A 14,303-nucleotide genomic window follows, 5' to 3' on the forward strand; every position below is an offset into this window, starting at 1 on the left:
CATGGACTTCTGGGCGACGGCGACCGTTCTGTTCAAGCGGTGGTACGTGACGATTCCGGCCTTCCTGCTCACGGTCGTGGGAGCCGTCGGCGTCTTCGCCGTGGCGCCCAAGACCTTCATCTCCAGCTCGGCGCTCGTCCTCACCCTGCCGGTCACCGGCGGCAGCGTGCCGAGCGACCCCAGGTTCCCCAACCCCCGCACCAACCCCCTGGTCTCCTTCGACCAAGGGTTGAGCATGACCTCGTCCATACTCATCCAGGCGCTGAACACCCCTGAGGCGGTCGCCAAGGTCGGCGCGCCGATCGGCGGCGACATCACGCTCAAGATCACCAGCGGCGGCACCAACCCCGAGATGATGCCGGCGACCCCCTTCATCGTCATCACCTGCGAGGCGCCGAGCGCCGAGCTGGCCCACGGCATCGTCGTGAAGGTCACCCAGCTGGCCCAGCAGGAGCTGCGCGCCCGGCAGCAGCAGGTCAAGGCGCCGCCCACCACCTACGTGAGCGCCACCGTCGTGGTGCCGCCCACCCAACCCGACGAGAAGAAGGGCAGCCGGATGCGCAGCGCGGTGGTCACCGGGGCGCTGGCGTTCTTCATGAGCCTGTTCGCCGCCTTCGCGGCCGAGAGCTTCGCCCGCCATCGCCGGGCCCGCCGTCGCCCGACGCCGCCCGAGCTCGGACTCTACGAGCCCGTCGCGAGCAACGGAACGCGGTCGCTGGCTGGACGCGAAGGATGACCGGGGCCAACCTGGCCCAGCGGCCGCTCCGGCGCGCCGACGGCGCCACGCTGGTCTGCTTCTTCGTCGTGGTCCTGCTGATGCTGCCGGCCCGCCTGGCGGTGGCCGGGCTTCCGCTGTCGCTCACGCCCGCCGAGATCATGGCTCTGGTGCTGGGCGTGGTGTGGGTGTGCGCCCAGATGATCAGTACGACCGGCGTGGCCAAGGGCGGCAACCCGGTCCGCACCTCAATCTTCGTGTACGGCATGCTCCTGCTGGCGATCTACGGGTACACGACCTACCTGTACCTGCCGTCCGACGAGCTCAACCTCTCCGACCACACGTTCGTGCTCTACGCGGGCTACGTGAGCCTGCTGCTGATGGTCTGCGACGGCATCGACAGCCGCGAGCGCCTCGACTTCGTGCTCAAGGCGGTCGTGATCGGCGGCACGTTCGCGGCGATCGTCGCCCTGCTGCAGTTCAGGCTCGACTTCGACCTCACCAAGTACATGCAGATCCCCGGGCTGCGCCACTCCTCCGTCGAGGAGGTGCCCACCGTGATCTCCCGGTCGGACCTGCGCCGCGTCGCCGGCACGCTCGGGCACCCGATCGAGTTCGGCGCGGTGTCGGCGATGCTGCTGCCGCTGGCCGCGCATCTCGGCTTCCAGGCGCGCAGCCGCGGCGAGGCCGCGACCCGCTGGTGGATCTGCGCCGTCATCATCGCGGCCGGCCTGATGTTCTCGGTCTCCAGGACCGCCGTGCTCGGCCTGGCGGGGGCGGGGCTGATCCTCCTGCTCGGCTGGTCCAACCGGCGCCGGATCGTCACCATCGGCGCGTTCGTGGTGTTCCTGGGCTTCATGAAGGTCCTGGCGCCGGGCCTGATCGGAACGTTCTACAACCTGTTCGCCGGCGCCGGCGAGGACAGCAGCATCATCTACCGCACCCACGACTACCCGTTCGCGATGCGGGAGTTCGACAAGAGCCCGGTCTTCGGCCGCGGGCTCGGCACCTGGTACCCGTTCAAGCATCAGGTGTTCGACAACCAGTACCTGCTGTCACTGGTCGAGACCGGGGTGCTCGGCGTGCTGGGGTTCGTCGGCGTGATCGGGTGCGGGATCGTCGTGGCCCTCTGGGTCCGCCGGTTGAGCTCCGATCCGAACGTACGCAACCTGGGCCTGACCATCGCCGCCTGCCTGGTGATCCCGCTGCTGGGGGCGGCCACCTTCGACCTGCTCTCCTTCCCCGGCATCACCAGCGTGATGTTCCTGCTGGTCGGCGCGGCGGGGGCGCTGCTGCGGTTCGAGCGGCGGGATCAGGCGGACAAGATGGTCCTGAGCTCCTTCCAGGAGCCCGCCGACCTGTCGCGCTCGCTGATCGCGGTGACCGGCAACGGCCAGGGCAGCGCGAGGTCGGGGTCGTCGTAGCGGACGGCCAGGTCCTCGGCGGGGTCGTGCTCCCTGTCGATGCGGTAGCAGACGTCGGCGTGCTCGGTCAGCGCCTGGTAGCCGTGCAGGATGCCCGGCGGCACGTAGAGGTGCGCGAACGACACGTCGTCGAGCCGGACGGTGATGTGGGAGCCGAACGTCGGCGACGCCGGGCGCGCGTCCACCAGGATGTCGAGCACCGCGCCGTGCGCGGCCCGTACCAGCTTGGCCTCGCCCCGGCCCGAGCGGCCGTGCATCCCCCTGATCGTGCCCAGGCGCGAGCGCGACTGGCTGTCCTGGACGAACGCGGTGTGGTCCAGCCCGTGCTCGGCGGCGATCACGGCGTCGAAGGTCCTGGTGAAGAAGCCCCGATCGTCGTGGCTGGGCGCCGGCACGAACAGCAGCACGCCTTCGAGCTCCAGGTGCTCGACTCTCATGGTGTTCCTCTCATCCAGGTAGGGCCCGCAACGCAACTCATCCAGGTAGGGTCCGCAACCGGCGGGAGGGCCGCAGGAGGGCCACGACCGACGCTCTGGCCGTGCGGCGGCCCGCGGCGGCCCGCATGGCCTCGCCGAGCAGGACCGCGAGATAGAAGCCCGCGCTCGCGATCCTGCCCCGGCGCTGCCGGAACAGCCGCACGCGGTTGACCGTGAGCAGCGCGGCCAGCATCGGGCTGGTCTTCGCCTCGCCGCCGATGTGCTCGACCACGGCGGCGGGCTCGTACCAGAGGCTCCAGCCCCCGTCCGCGGCCCGCAGCGCGTACTCGGTCTCCTCGCTGTACAGCAGGAAGGACTCGTCCCACGGGCCGACCTCGGTGAGCGCCGCGACGGAGATGAGCATGGCGGCCCCGGTGGCCCAGTCGGCAGGGCCCGGTCGCTCGTAGCGGCCGGGATCGACGATCATCTCGCCCAGTGCGCCGACGCGGCCCGCCAGGTGCCCGCCGAGCACCGCCTCGGCCAGCGCGCGGCGTACGGCCGGCGTGCGGCGGAGCGAGTGGTGGAGCACGCCCTCGGTGCTGATCAGCCGGGGGACGGCGATGCCGGTGCCCGGACGCCCGAGGGCCTCGCTCAGCACGGCCAGCGAACCGGGGCGAAGGCGGCAGTCGGGGTTCATCACGAAGATCGCGTCGAGCTCGTGGAGGTCGAGCGCCGCGATGCCGGCGTTGATCGCCGCCGCGTACCCGGCGTTCCTGCCCACTGGCACGGGACGCATGGGCAGGCCGACGGTCTGTTCGGCGATGCGGAGCGAGTCGTCCTTGGAGGCGTTGTCCGCCACGACGACGGCCGCGAGATCCACCCCATCGGCGCCCTCGGGCAGAGAGGCCAGGCAACCGCCGAGGACCGGAGCGCTGTTGTAGGTCACGATCACGATCGCGACTCGGGGGCAGCCGGGCTTCACATGTCCCCATCGCACCCCAGCAATGGAGCGTTACAGGTAACAGCTGACACGGCTGAGGCGATGACGAGGTAGGGGCCGCGGTGTCGTAGAGACGGAGACACATTTCATGCAGGATCTGCAGGCTTTCACCTTCCGCCGGGATGACCTCTTCCCGCTGGCGGACAAGTATTCCGAGCAGTTCCGTACGGCCTCGCCGTTCCGCCATGTGGTCATCGACGACTTCCTGCCGCCCGAGGTGCTGGAGCCCGTCCTCGACGAGTTCCCCGAGCCGCGGGACGCCACCTGGCAGCGGTTCGACACCGCGCGCGAGGTGAAGCTGGCGCTGGCCGACACCGAGCGCATGGGGCCGGCCACCCGGCACCTGCTGGCGGAGTTCAACAGTGGGGTGTTCGTCCAGTTTCTGGAGCGGTTGACCGGCATCACACAGCTCGTCTCCGACCCGCACTTCGAGGGCGGCGGCCTGCACCAGATCCGGCCGGGCGGCTTCCTCAAGGTGCACGCCGACTTCAACAAGAGCCGGAAGCTCAACCTCGACCGCCGGCTCAACGGCCTGCTCTACCTCAACAAGGACTGGGAGGAGAGCTACGGCGGGCACCTGCAGCTGTGGAACAAGGACATGACCGAGTGCGAGGGCAAGATCCTCCCGCTCTTCAACCGGTTCGTGGTGTTCGCCACGACCGACGACGCCAACCACGGGCACCCGGACCCGCTGACCTGCCCGCCGGACCGGGCGCGGCGCTCGATGGCGCTGTACTACTACTCCAACGGCCGGCCCGAGGAAGAGGCCACCGACGAGCACACCACGCTGTTCAAGCAGCGGCCCGGTGAGGCGTGGAAGAGCAACCTGCGCCAGGTCGCCAAGCGCTGGACGCCACCGGCGCTGGCCGACCTCGTCGGCGGCCGGAAGCCCAACGCCTAGTGAGGTCGTCCGCCATAGGCTGGTGTCTCGGCCTGGGCCTGGTCGTGCTGCTGAGCGGGTGCCAGAACGGCGGCGCCCAGGACAAGCCGCTCGCCACCCAGTCGCTCGCCACGACCCCGACCACGTCCGCCTCGGCCCCGCCGCTGAACCCGGCCGAGCGGAGCTGGCCGGGACCGGACAACACGGGTGTGCCCAGCGGCGTGCCGCTGCGCGAATCCGGGTCCATCCGGGTGACCAAGAACGGCACGGTCATCGACGGCGTCGAGGTGACCGGCTACATCACGGTCGAGGCCGACGACGTGACCATCCGCAACACGCGCGTCCGCGGCACCAAGGGCTGGTGGGGGATCCTCCAGCGCGAGGGGCGCACCGGGCTGAAGGTCGAGGACAGCGAGATCTTCGGCAACGGCAAGGAGCGGACCCAGTTCGGCATCCTCAACCAGGGCAAGATGATCACGGTGCGCCGGGTGGACATCCACACGATCTCCAACGGCATCCTGACCCAGCAGGGCCTGGTCGAGGACTCGTACGTGCACGACCCGAAGTACTACTCCGGCGACCACACCGACATGATCATGTCGACCGGGCCGCCCGCCGCCGGGACCGAGCTGATCATCCGGCGCAACACGGTGATCAACACGCTGGACCAGACGGGCGCGATCGCGCTGTTCCAGGACTTCGGCGTGGTCAAGAACGTGACGGTGGAGGGCAACCTGCTGGCCGGGGGCGGCTGGTCGCTGTACGCGGGCGCCGGGGCCAAGGGCACCTCGTCGAACATCAAGGTGATCGGCAACGTCTTCAGCCGCAGGGTGTGGCCGAAGGGCGGGTCTGCCGGGCCGGTTTCTTATTGGGATAAGGACGGGCCCGGAAATACGTGGCACAGTAACACCTGGGAAAACGGTGGGGCGGTAAGTCCGGGATAACATGCTTTTTTGATCATCATTGAGAAAGCTGAGCTTTCTGGGAATTGAGGGGTAAAGGAGTCCTTTTTCGGCAAAAAGCCCCTCTTAGTGCTTCCGGCATGGCTACTCTCTCCCCTTGGGGACTCGATATGGCCGTGATCGGAAGGAGTCACCTGTGTCAAGGCATCGGCGGAGTACGCGAAGTAAGAGGCGGACCGGGTGGTTATCCCTGGCCGGTGTCTCCGCCGTGGCGGTGCTGGCGGGCGGATACGGCGTCATCGCCTCTGATGTGCTGAAGCCTCAGGCGGCCCTGACGGACGCGAGCGGGGGAGCACGGGCTTCGGTCTCACCGCGGGCTGCCGCCGGTCAGAAGTCCCGGCCGCGACCCACCACGGAGAGCCCGCGGCCACGGAAGACCAAGGGGCATTGGTGGTGGCCCCGGTGGCCTACCAAGAAGCCGACCTCGCGGCCGACGCGCAGGCCGACCGAGACGCCGGAGCCCGGCGATTCCGCGACTCCGACCTCGACGCCGATCAAGACGCCGACCCTGATCTCCTCACCGACGCCTCAGCCGACGAGGACCAGGACGCCTACTCCTCCTCCTGCGACGCCCACGCCGACCTCTACGCCGACCTCGACTCCGACCTCGACTCCGACGGTGACGTCGACCCGGACGCCGACCCCAACTCCGACGGTGACGCCGACCCCGACCCGGACCCCCACCCCGACCCGGACCCCGACTCCCACCAGGACGCCGACGCCGACTCCCACCGGGACGCTTCCCGGTACTCCTACTCCGACGAAGACGTCTCCCGGTACTCCCACTCCGACTCCGACGCCGACGAAGACGCCGACGACCGCACCGCCGCCGAGCGGTGGCTGGCCCGGGCCCGGGAACACGGGCGTCCCCGAGGGCACCGAGCTGGTCCGCAAGACCGGCTCGATCGTCATCAAGGAGGACGGCAAGGTCATCGACGGCTGGGACATCACCGGTGACATCACGGTCGAGGCCGACAACGTGACCATCCGCAACACCCGGGTGCGCGGTCAGACCGACTACTGGGGCATCCTCCAGCGCGAGGGCTTCTCTGGCCTCAAGGTCGAGGACAGCGAGATCTTCGGCAACGGCAAGCAGCGCACCCAGTTCGGCATCCTCAACCAGGGCAAGATGATCACCGTGCGCCGGGTGGACATCCACACGATCTCCAACGGCATCCTCACCGACCAGGGCCTGGTCGAGGACTCGTACGTGCACGACCCGAAGTACTACTCCGGCGACCACACCGACATGATCATGTCAACGGGCACCGCCGCCGCCGGCACCGAGCTGATCATCCGGCGCAACACCGTGATCAACACGCTCGACCAGACGGGCGCGATCGCGCTCTTCCAGGACTTCGGCGTGACCCGCAACGTCACCGTGCAGGGCAACCTGCTGGCCGGGGGCGGCTGGTCGCTCTACGCGGGCGCCGGCCGGAAGGGCCTGTCCTCGAACATCAAGGTGATCGACAACGTCTTCAGCCGCAAGGTGTGGCCGAAGGGCGGCTCCGCCGGCCCGGTGTCGTACTGGGACTCCAACGGGCCCGGCAACGTCTGGAAGGGCAACACCTGGGAGAGCGGCGGCGCGAGCGTGCTGGCCGCGGACTAGGTGCGGATCGCGATGACTGACTTCACCAGCCCGGCCAGCCGCTCGAAGCGGATCTGGGACTTGGGGAAGTAGTGCCGCATCTCGGTCACGCTGAGCAGCTCGACCTCCATGGCGATCATCCGGGCGGCGTCGCGGTCGGAGGTCGGGGTGTGGACGAGCGGCCAGCGGCGCAGGATCGTCGTCCGCGCGGCGAGCGGCAGGAACTGGAACCCCGGGAACAGGAAGTGCGGCTCGACCGGGAAATAGCGGTAGGGCGTCTGCACCCAGTGCCGGTCGGCCATCTCGTGCACGGTGTCGGCGAACCGCTGCCGGCGCTGGTGCCCGCCGACGTGTTCGATGACCGCGTTGGAGAAGACGAGGTCGTAGCGCGTGCCACGGATCGACGCCGGTAGGTCGCAGGCGTCGGCGACATCGGCCCGCAGCCATCCCGGCAGGTCGGCGGGCGGCTGCTCGAGGTTGACGATGTGGACGTGGGCCGGCCTGACCGGGGCGCGCATCCAGGCCCCGGCCGTGCCGCCGAGGTCGAGCACGCTCATCTGGTCGAGGTCGGGGAACCGGTCGGCGAACCACTGCCACCTTCGCGCCCGTGCCTTGGCCCCCAGCGAGTCCGGAGCGTCCACGAAACGGCTGCGCAGGGCATTAAGACGGCTCATAAAGGCGCTCCTCCGGCCAGACAAGTACCTCTATGCTCCCAGAATTATCCCGGGCCCGGCTGAGCGTGCGATTCTTTGTGACATTCTTGCGACGCATACCAATCGACAGTTCGGCGCAACCCTTCGTCCAATTCCGTGACAGGACGCCAGCCGAGCCGGTCCGCGGCCGGTGCTATGTCGCCGACCTGCGTAATATCGTGCGGGCGATCGGGGGTGGCGCCGAATTCGGGTCGCGTGCTCGTGCCGGTGATCCGATAAATCCGCTCGACGACCTCGTGCGCCGGGGTCTTGACGCCGGTGCCGATATCCAGCGTGTGTCCGATGGCTTTGTCTGATTCGCCCGCCAGGACGAACGCGTCGACGACATCGTCGACATAGATCCAGTCGGCGAGCTTGGTGGCCTTGGTGAGCCGGGGGTGCTGGCCCCGCAGGAGGCAGAGCGTCACGTACGGCACGAGCTTGGTGGTGTCGGGCTGGGCGGGCCCGTAGACCATGCTGGGGCGCAGGACGGTGACGGGCAGGTCCCAGAGCCGGTGGTAGAGCTGCGCGTAGCCGGTGGCGGCCCATTTGGACATCGCGTACGCCGACGACGGCGGCGCCTGGTCGTTGCCCGGGCGCGGCTCCTCGATGGAGCCGGTGAAGACGGTCCTGATGCCGCGTTCGTGCGCGGCGGCCAGCACGTTGACCCCGCCGATGACGTTGCTCTCCAGGGTGGCGCGCAGGACCTCGTCGCCTCTCGATCCGGTGACCTCACCGGCGAGGTGGAACAGGAGCGTCGGCCGTACCGACCGGAAGAGCCGCGTCGTCGCGTCGGCGTCGCTCAGGCTCGCCACGTGCCAGGTCTCGCCATGGCGAGCCTGCTGGGGGCGGCGGCTGACGGCGTGCACCTGAGCGCCGAGCGCTCGTAAGCGCGTCACCAGATGTGAGCCGATGAATCCGGCCGCCCCTGTCACCAGCACCACGGTCTCCGGCCAATACGACATCGTGGATTGACCTCCGTGGAAGATGGAGCCGTTCGGGCCGACGGCTCCATCTAATCATCAACTAGCCGATGCGCCAGGTGTCTCCACCAAGGAGCAGGTCGCTCAGGTCGCCGGGGCCCTTCTGCGCCACGGCCTCCTCGAGCTGCTCGGCCATCAGCACGTCGTACGCCGGCCGGTCGATCTGCCGGAAGATGCCGATCGGCACGTGCTCGAACGCCGGCTCGTCCAGCCTGCTGAGCGCGAAGGCCACCGAGGGGTCGGGAGCGTGCGCGTCGTGCACGAGGATCTGGTCCTCGCTCACGCCGTCGCGCGCCACCACCTCGATGCCGCCGTTGGCCGCCCGCACGACGGCCTTGGAGGCGCTCACGATCGGCTGCCCGTGCTCCAGGCGCAGCGTGATGTCGTCGCGGACCTCGGGGTCCTTGAGCTGCTCGAAGGCGTTGTCGTTGAAGATGTTGCAGTTCTGGTAGATCTCCACCAGCGACGTGCCGCGGTGCGCGGTGGCCTCGCGCAGCACCGACTGCAGGTGCTTGCGGTCGGAGTCGATGGTGCGGGCCACGAACGACGCCTCGGCGCCGAGGGCCAGCGAGATCGGGTTGAACGGCTTGTCCAGCGAGCCCATCGGCGTCGACTTGGTGATCTTGCCGACCTCGGAGGTGGGCGAGTACTGGCCCTTGGTCAGCCCGTAGATCCGGTTGTTGAACAGCAGGATGTTCAGGTTGACGTTGCGGCGCAGCGCGTGGATCAGGTGGTTGCCGCCGATCGACAGCGCGTCGCCGTCACCGGTGATCACCCACACCGACAGGTCGGGCCGGGAGGCGGCCAGCCCCGTCGCGATGGCGGGCGCGCGACCGTGGATCGAGTGGAAACCGTACGTGTTGAGGTAGTACGGGAACCGCGACGAGCAGCCGATGCCCGACACGAACACGATGTTCTCGCGCTTGAGCCCCAGCTCCGGCAGGAAGCTCTGCACCGCGGCCAGGATGGCGTAGTCGCCGCAGCCGGGGCACCAGCGGACCTCCTGGTCGGACTTGAAGTCCTTCAGGGTCTGCTTGACGTCGGTCTTGGGGATGAGCGACAGGCCCTTCCCGTTAACGAGCTCAGTCACTGTCGATCACGTCCTGGATGACTCCGGCCAGCTCCTCGGCCTTGAACGGGAGCCCGCGCACACGGTTGTAGCTGATCACGTCGACGAGGTAGCGGGCCCGCAGCAGCAGCGCGAGCTGGCCGAGGTTGATCTCCGGCAGCAGCACCTTGTCGTAGCTCTTGAGCACCTCGCCGGTGTTGGCCGGCAGCGGGTTGAGGTGGCGCAGGTGGGCCTGGGCGACCTTGCCGCCGTTCCGCCTGATCCGGCGGACGGCCGCGGCGATCGGCCCGTACGTCGAGCCCCAGCCGATGACCAGCACCTTCGCGTCGCCGTCGGGGTCGTCGACCGCCAGCTCCGGCACGTCGATGCCGGCGATCTTCGCGGCACGCGTGCGGACCATCAGGTCGTGGTTGTTCGGGTCGTACGAGATGTTGCCGGTGCCGTCGGCCTTCTCGATGCCGCCGATGCGGTGCTCGAGGCCGGCCGTGCCGGGGATGGCCCACGGGCGGGCCAGCGTCTCGGTGTCACGCTTGTACGGCAGGAACTCGCCGTCGGCGCCGTTGGGGGCCTCGGTGAAGGGCTGCGAAATGTCCGGCAAGTCGGAAACTTCGGGCAGGCGCCAGGGCTCCGAGCCGTTGGCCAGGTAGCCGTCCGAGAGCAGCATGACCGGGGTGCGGTACTTGACCGCGATCCTGGCGGCCTCGATCGCGGCGTCGAAGCAGTCGCTCGGCGACATCGGCGCCACGATCGGCACCGGGGACTCGCCGTTGCGGCCGAACATGGCCATGAGCAGGTCGGTCTGCTCGGTCTTGGTCGGCATGCCGGTGCTCGGCCCCGCGCGCTGCACGTCCACGATGAGCAGCGGCAGCTCCGTGGTGACCGCCAGGCCGACGGTCTCGGCCTTCAGCGCCACACCCGGACCGGACGTGGTGGTCACGCCGAGCGCCCCGCCGAACGCGGCCCCGAGCGCCGCGCCGACGCCCGCGATCTCGTCCTCCGCCTGGAAGGTGCGGATGCCGAACCGCTTGTGCTTGCTCAGCTCGTGCAGGATGTCGCTGGCCGGGGTGATCGGGTAGGAGCCCAGGAACAGCGGGAGCTTGGACTGCACGCTGGCGGCGATCAGACCGTACGCGAGGGCCTGGTTGCCGGAGATGTTGCGATAGACGCCGGGGGCGAGCTGGGCGGGCTTGACCTCGTACGAGACGGAGAAGGACTCGGTGGTCTCGCCGTAGTTCCAGCCCGCCTGGAAGGCGGCGATGTTGGCCTTGGCGATGTCCGGCTTCTTCGCGAACTTCTGCTCGAGGAACTTGATGGTGTGCTCGGTCGGCCGGTGGTAGAGCCAGCTGAGCAGGCCCAGCGCGAACATGTTCTTCGACCGCTCGGCGTCCTTCTTGGACAGCTCGAAGCCTTCGAGGGCCTTGACGGTGAGCGAGGTCAGCGGCACCGCGTGCACGCGCCACTCGCTGAGCGAGTCGTCCTCCAGCGGGTTGGCGTCGTAGCCGACCTTCTGCAGGTTGCGCTTGGTGAACTCGTCGATGTTGGCGATGATGTCCGCGCCTCTGGGCAGGTCGCCCAGGTTGGCCTTGAGAGCGGCCGGGTTCATGGCCACGAGCACGTTCGGCGCGTCGCCGGGCGTGAGAATGTCGTGGTCGGCGAAGTGGAGCTGGAAGCTCGACACACCCGGCAAGGTGCCTGCGGGTGCACGGATCTCGGCGGGGAAGTTGGGGAGCGTCGACAGGTCGTTGCCGAACTCCGCCGTGCCCGCGGTGAAGCGGTCGCCGGTGAGCTGCATGCCGTCGCCGGAGTCTCCGGCGAATCTGATGATCACGCGGTCGAGTTGCTGGACCTGCTTGTTCACAGCGCCTCCCTCGTCAGTGCTGTGAACGAAACTCGACTGTGCTCATCGTTTGTGCCCTCGCTGCGCTGGGTCACGGCTCAGTCCTCCTCGACGCCCGAGGCGCGGTTGCCCGGGGCGCGTTCTCTGTATCCATGCTAGATCCTCGGAAGGTCACGCGTTTGCATCCCGCGCATAGCGGGTAAACGCGGTCGAAGTCAGGGTGAGGTGGGAGAACGACGACACAGCCCGGACGCGAGCCTGCAGAGGTCCACATGCAGGCGGGCGTACAGAACGGTTCGGGTCACGAGCGCCAACTATACGTCCCCCCAATACGTGTCCTACGTCAGGGGGCGCTTACCCGGCAGCTCGCTCCCCGACCGGTACAGGTGTCCGGCCTGCATCCCTGCCGAGCCGTACAACTCAGGAACGGTGACGAAGCTGTAACCCTTCCCGCGCAGCCGTTTGAGGATGTCCGGAACCGCGTCAACCGTTTCCCGGTGGATGTCGTGCATGAGAATGATCGCACCTGGATGCGCCTTGCGCACGGCAAGGTCCGCGATGTCGCCCGCTTTATCTGCGAACAGATCCTTGGCGTCGATGTCCCAGTCGACCAGGGCCAGCCCCAGTTCGGCCGCGACGTCGCGCACGGCCTGGCTCGCGGTCCCGTACGGCGTGCGCGCGAGCGCCGGCCGCTGCCCGATGGCGGTCGAGACCGCGTCCTCGGTGCGCGCGAGCGAGTCGGTGATCCGGCTCGTCGCCTGTTTCGAGAGGTCCTTGTGGTCCCACGTGTGGTTGCCGACGAGGTGCCCTTCGGCGCTCATCCTCTTGACCAGCGCGGGCTGGGCGGCGGCGTTGGAGCCGACCACGAAGAACGTCGCCCTCGCCTGGCCTTTCCGCAAGATGTCCAGCAATTTGGCGGTATAGGGCCCGGGGCCGTCGTCGAACGTCAGCGCCACGCACTTGGCCTTGGCGCAGTCCACGGTCCCCGCCCGGTTGCTGGCGGCCTGCGGGCTCTCCGTGGGCGCCGTTTCGGGCCGCCGGATCGGAGCCCTCCTGGCCGCCTCCCGCACGCTGTCCTGCACCCGCCGCCCGAACTCGGACAGCAGCGGACGTACCCGCTCCGCCGGGATCGCCACGGCCAGCCGCCCCAGCGAGCACGGCCCGATCTGGCAGTCGTCGAACTCGACCACCAGGTCCCCGCCCCGGTTGAACGCCATCGAGTCGAACCGGTCGCCTCCGGCGCTGACCTCTTCCCGCTCGACCTGCGACCCGCGTCCCTTGAACTGCTCCCGCACCAGCTGGGCGAGCTGCCGCAGGGCGTGCTCGCCGTCGAGCAGCCCGGCCGACTCCGCCACCTTGCCGCTGCGCCGGTCGAACCAGTACGTACGCGTGGAGTAGGCCCAGCCCGCGCCCTGGAACTCGCCCGTCCGCAGCCGTACCGCGATCGCCTGGGGGGAGGCGGCGGCGAGCTGCCAGTCCACGTTCAGCTCGGGCCGCGAGGAGGCGGCGCGGCCTTTGGTCCGCCCGCCGAAGTCCCGCCACCTCCGCTCGGCCTCGGCGCGCAGGGCGCGGTTGAGCGCGGGGGCGTTCTGGAACTCGGGGTAGCTGATGTGCACATATCGGCTGCCGGTGTAGTGGTCGTCGGTGAGCGTCCTGGTGGACAGGCCGGCAACGGCCGCCGGGTCGACAAAGTCGATCATCGTCGGCTCTGCCGGGACCACGACCTCCCTCTCGGGGGTGGCGGCCGCCAGATCGCAGGCGGTCGCCGAGAGGGCCAGCAGAGCGATTCCGGAAAAGAATCGCAATTTGTGCATGAATGTCAGGGTATGTTGCTGATCTTACTATTTACCCCGTCTTGACGTGATCACCACCGAGCCTTTGACCGGCGCGGGTACCTGGCGGGCGCTGATGCCTTCTGGGCCGGGGTTTGTGGCGGATTCCTGAACTTTGACCAGGTTCGTGAGGGGGGTTCCGGGTTACGATCTCACTCATGGAGGGCTACTTCGGGTCCTACGTGCTCGTCGCCGCACTGCTCGCCATCGGCGTCGCCATCGTGGCCGGCGCCCTGATGGCCAACCGCCTCCTCCGCCCGACCCGCCCGACTCCGGAGAAACTGACCACGTACGAGTGCGGGGTCGACCCGGTCGGGGAGGGGTGGGCGCAGTCGCAGGTCCGCTACTACGTCTTCACTTACCTGTATGTGGTGTTCGCGGTGGACGCCGTCTTCCTGTTCCCCTGGGCCACGATCTTCGACACGCCTGGCTATGGGTTGACGACGCTCGTGGAGATGTTCGTCTTCCTGGGCTTCATCGCCCTCGGCATCCTGTACGCCTGGCGCAAACGCGTACTCACCTGGACCTAACCCACCCGCCCACGCCTTCACCCGCGCCGCGCCTTCACCTGCACCGCGCCTTCACCTGCACCGCGCCTTCACCTGCACCGCGCCTTCACCTGCACCGCGCCTTCACCTGCGCCACGCCTTCACCCGCACCCTCAGTTTCGCCTCCACTCTCGCCTTCACCCGCACCCTCAGTTTCGCCTCCACTCTCGCCTTCGCCACACCCTCACCTCCACCCCCGACTCGTCTTCACCTCCGCCTTCGCCCCGCGCCTTCGCCCCTGCCCCCGCTGATTCCCACCTGCGCCATGCTCGCCCCGCCATGCTCGCGCGCCTCCTCTCACCGCTTGCCGATCCCAAGAAGTCCCCAACCATCCCCCAACCGAAGATTCCTTTGCCT

15 protein-coding genes are annotated in these 14,303 nt (G+C 68.6%); 7 read left to right on the plus strand and 8 right to left on the minus strand.

The genetic code is table 11. The annotated features are described in order from the left end of the window. The first annotated feature begins 1 nt into the window (after nucleotide 1). Nucleotides 2-736, plus strand: a complete 735-nt coding sequence (locus AB0J87_RS53315) for a hypothetical protein (protein ID WP_363981220.1) — start codon at nucleotides 2-4, stop codon at nucleotides 734-736. After that, on the plus strand, nucleotides 733-2,139 hold the full coding sequence (locus AB0J87_RS53320) for an O-antigen ligase family protein (RefSeq protein WP_350733540.1): 1,407 nt from the start codon (nucleotides 733-735) through the stop codon (nucleotides 2,137-2,139). Before AB0J87_RS53315 ends, AB0J87_RS53320 begins: the two co-directional genes overlap by 4 nt. On the opposite strand, the gene AB0J87_RS53325 is transcribed toward AB0J87_RS53320, so the two are convergent. Further along, nucleotides 2,028-2,576, minus strand: a complete 549-nt coding sequence (locus tag AB0J87_RS53325) for a dTDP-4-dehydrorhamnose 3,5-epimerase family protein (protein WP_350733541.1) — start codon at nucleotides 2,574-2,576, stop codon at nucleotides 2,028-2,030. The genes AB0J87_RS53320 and AB0J87_RS53325 overlap by 112 nt on opposite strands. A gap of 37 nt (nucleotides 2,577-2,613) precedes the next feature. Beyond that, on the minus strand, nucleotides 2,614-3,552 hold the full coding sequence (locus tag AB0J87_RS53330) for a glycosyltransferase family 2 protein (RefSeq protein ID WP_363981224.1): 939 nt from the start codon (nucleotides 3,550-3,552) through the stop codon (nucleotides 2,614-2,616). A gap of 91 nt (nucleotides 3,553-3,643) precedes the next feature. Here AB0J87_RS53330 and AB0J87_RS53335 point away from each other — a divergent pair, with 91 nt between their 5' ends. The 4 genes from AB0J87_RS53335 (at nucleotide 3,644) to AB0J87_RS53350 (ending at nucleotide 7,006) form a co-directional block, all read left to right on the plus strand. Continuing rightward, nucleotides 3,644-4,456: a 2OG-Fe(II) oxygenase gene (locus tag AB0J87_RS53335; protein WP_363981227.1), complete on the plus strand. Its 813-nt coding sequence runs from the start codon at nucleotides 3,644-3,646 to the stop codon at nucleotides 4,454-4,456. Next, nucleotides 4,456-5,379 carry a right-handed parallel beta-helix repeat-containing protein gene (locus AB0J87_RS53340; RefSeq protein ID WP_350733545.1) on the plus strand — a complete coding sequence of 308 codons (924 nt, stop codon included), beginning with the start codon at nucleotides 4,456-4,458 and terminating at the stop codon, nucleotides 5,377-5,379. The genes AB0J87_RS53335 and AB0J87_RS53340 overlap by 1 nt, the downstream gene beginning before the upstream one ends. A gap of 420 nt (nucleotides 5,380-5,799) precedes the next feature. Beyond that, on the plus strand, nucleotides 5,800-6,354 hold the full coding sequence (locus tag AB0J87_RS53345) for a hypothetical protein (protein ID WP_363981230.1): 555 nt from the start codon (nucleotides 5,800-5,802) through the stop codon (nucleotides 6,352-6,354). Between the two features lie 22 nt (nucleotides 6,355-6,376). Then, nucleotides 6,377-7,006, plus strand: coding sequence for a hypothetical protein (locus AB0J87_RS53350; RefSeq protein ID WP_350733548.1), 630 nt, complete (start codon nucleotides 6,377-6,379; stop codon nucleotides 7,004-7,006). On the opposite strand, the gene AB0J87_RS53355 is transcribed toward AB0J87_RS53350, so the two are convergent. The 6 genes from AB0J87_RS53355 to AB0J87_RS53380 all read right to left on the minus strand — a co-directional run bounded on the left by AB0J87_RS53355 (nucleotide 7,003) and on the right by AB0J87_RS53380 (nucleotide 13,380). After that, a complete protein-coding gene (locus tag AB0J87_RS53355) occupies nucleotides 7,003-7,659 on the minus strand; it encodes a hypothetical protein (RefSeq protein ID WP_363981233.1) in 657 nt (218 codons plus the stop codon). The genes AB0J87_RS53350 and AB0J87_RS53355 overlap by 4 nt on opposite strands. 44 nt (nucleotides 7,660-7,703) lie before the next feature. Further along, nucleotides 7,704-8,642, minus strand: coding sequence for an NAD-dependent epimerase/dehydratase family protein (locus AB0J87_RS53360; RefSeq protein WP_363981236.1), 939 nt, complete (start codon nucleotides 8,640-8,642; stop codon nucleotides 7,704-7,706). Nucleotides 8,643-8,703: 61 nt separating this feature from the next. Then, the gene (locus tag AB0J87_RS53365) at nucleotides 8,704-9,750 is read right to left on the minus strand and encodes a 2-oxoacid:ferredoxin oxidoreductase subunit beta (RefSeq protein WP_350733553.1); all 1,047 of its coding nucleotides are present in this window, start codon (nucleotides 9,748-9,750) and stop codon (nucleotides 8,704-8,706) included. Beyond that, entirely contained in the window at nucleotides 9,743-11,587 is a 1,845-nt protein-coding gene (locus AB0J87_RS53370) for a 2-oxoacid:acceptor oxidoreductase subunit alpha (RefSeq protein WP_363981239.1), read from the minus strand. The genes AB0J87_RS53365 and AB0J87_RS53370 overlap by 8 nt, the downstream gene beginning before the upstream one ends. 194 nt (nucleotides 11,588-11,781) lie before the next feature. Next, on the minus strand, nucleotides 11,782-11,871 hold the full coding sequence (locus AB0J87_RS53375; protein ID WP_350733556.1) for a putative leader peptide: 90 nt from the start codon (nucleotides 11,869-11,871) through the stop codon (nucleotides 11,782-11,784). Nucleotides 11,872-11,904: 33 nt separating this feature from the next. Continuing rightward, nucleotides 11,905-13,380 carry a polysaccharide deacetylase family protein gene (locus AB0J87_RS53380; protein ID WP_363981242.1) on the minus strand — a complete coding sequence of 492 codons (1,476 nt, stop codon included), beginning with the start codon at nucleotides 13,378-13,380 and terminating at the stop codon, nucleotides 11,905-11,907. A gap of 176 nt (nucleotides 13,381-13,556) precedes the next feature. On the opposite strand from AB0J87_RS53380, the gene ndhC reads away from it, so the two are divergent. Further along, nucleotides 13,557-13,928 (plus strand): NADH-quinone oxidoreductase subunit A, encoded by a 372-nt coding sequence (ndhC, locus tag AB0J87_RS53385; protein ID WP_350733559.1) that lies wholly within the window; start codon nucleotides 13,557-13,559, stop codon nucleotides 13,926-13,928. Nucleotides 13,929-14,303 lie beyond the last annotated feature (375 nt).

Origin of the sequence: Nonomuraea sp. NPDC049625, assembly GCF_040675285.1 — a bacterium.
Taxonomy (GTDB): domain Bacteria; phylum Actinomycetota; class Actinomycetes; order Streptosporangiales; family Streptosporangiaceae; genus Nonomuraea; species Nonomuraea angiospora_A.

Coding starts and splice junctions, on each gene's coding strand:
- AB0J87_RS53335 (WP_363981227.1), top strand. CDS start 3,644: ATGCAGGATCTGCAGGCTTTCACCTTCCGCCGGGATGACCTCTTCCCG.
- AB0J87_RS53315 (WP_363981220.1), top strand. CDS start 2: ATGGACTTCTGGGCGACGGCGACCGTTCTGTTCAAGCGGTGGTACGTG.
- AB0J87_RS53380 (WP_363981242.1), bottom strand. CDS start 13,380: ATGCACAAATTGCGATTCTTTTCCGGAATCGCTCTGCTGGCCCTCTCG.
- AB0J87_RS53360 (WP_363981236.1), bottom strand. CDS start 8,642: ATGTCGTATTGGCCGGAGACCGTGGTGCTGGTGACAGGGGCGGCCGGA.
- AB0J87_RS53320 (WP_350733540.1), top strand. CDS start 733: ATGACCGGGGCCAACCTGGCCCAGCGGCCGCTCCGGCGCGCCGACGGC.
- ndhC (WP_350733559.1), top strand. CDS start 13,557: ATGGAGGGCTACTTCGGGTCCTACGTGCTCGTCGCCGCACTGCTCGCC.
- AB0J87_RS53355 (WP_363981233.1), bottom strand. CDS start 7,659: ATGAGCCGTCTTAATGCCCTGCGCAGCCGTTTCGTGGACGCTCCGGAC.
- AB0J87_RS53325 (WP_350733541.1), bottom strand. CDS start 2,576: ATGAGAGTCGAGCACCTGGAGCTCGAAGGCGTGCTGCTGTTCGTGCCG.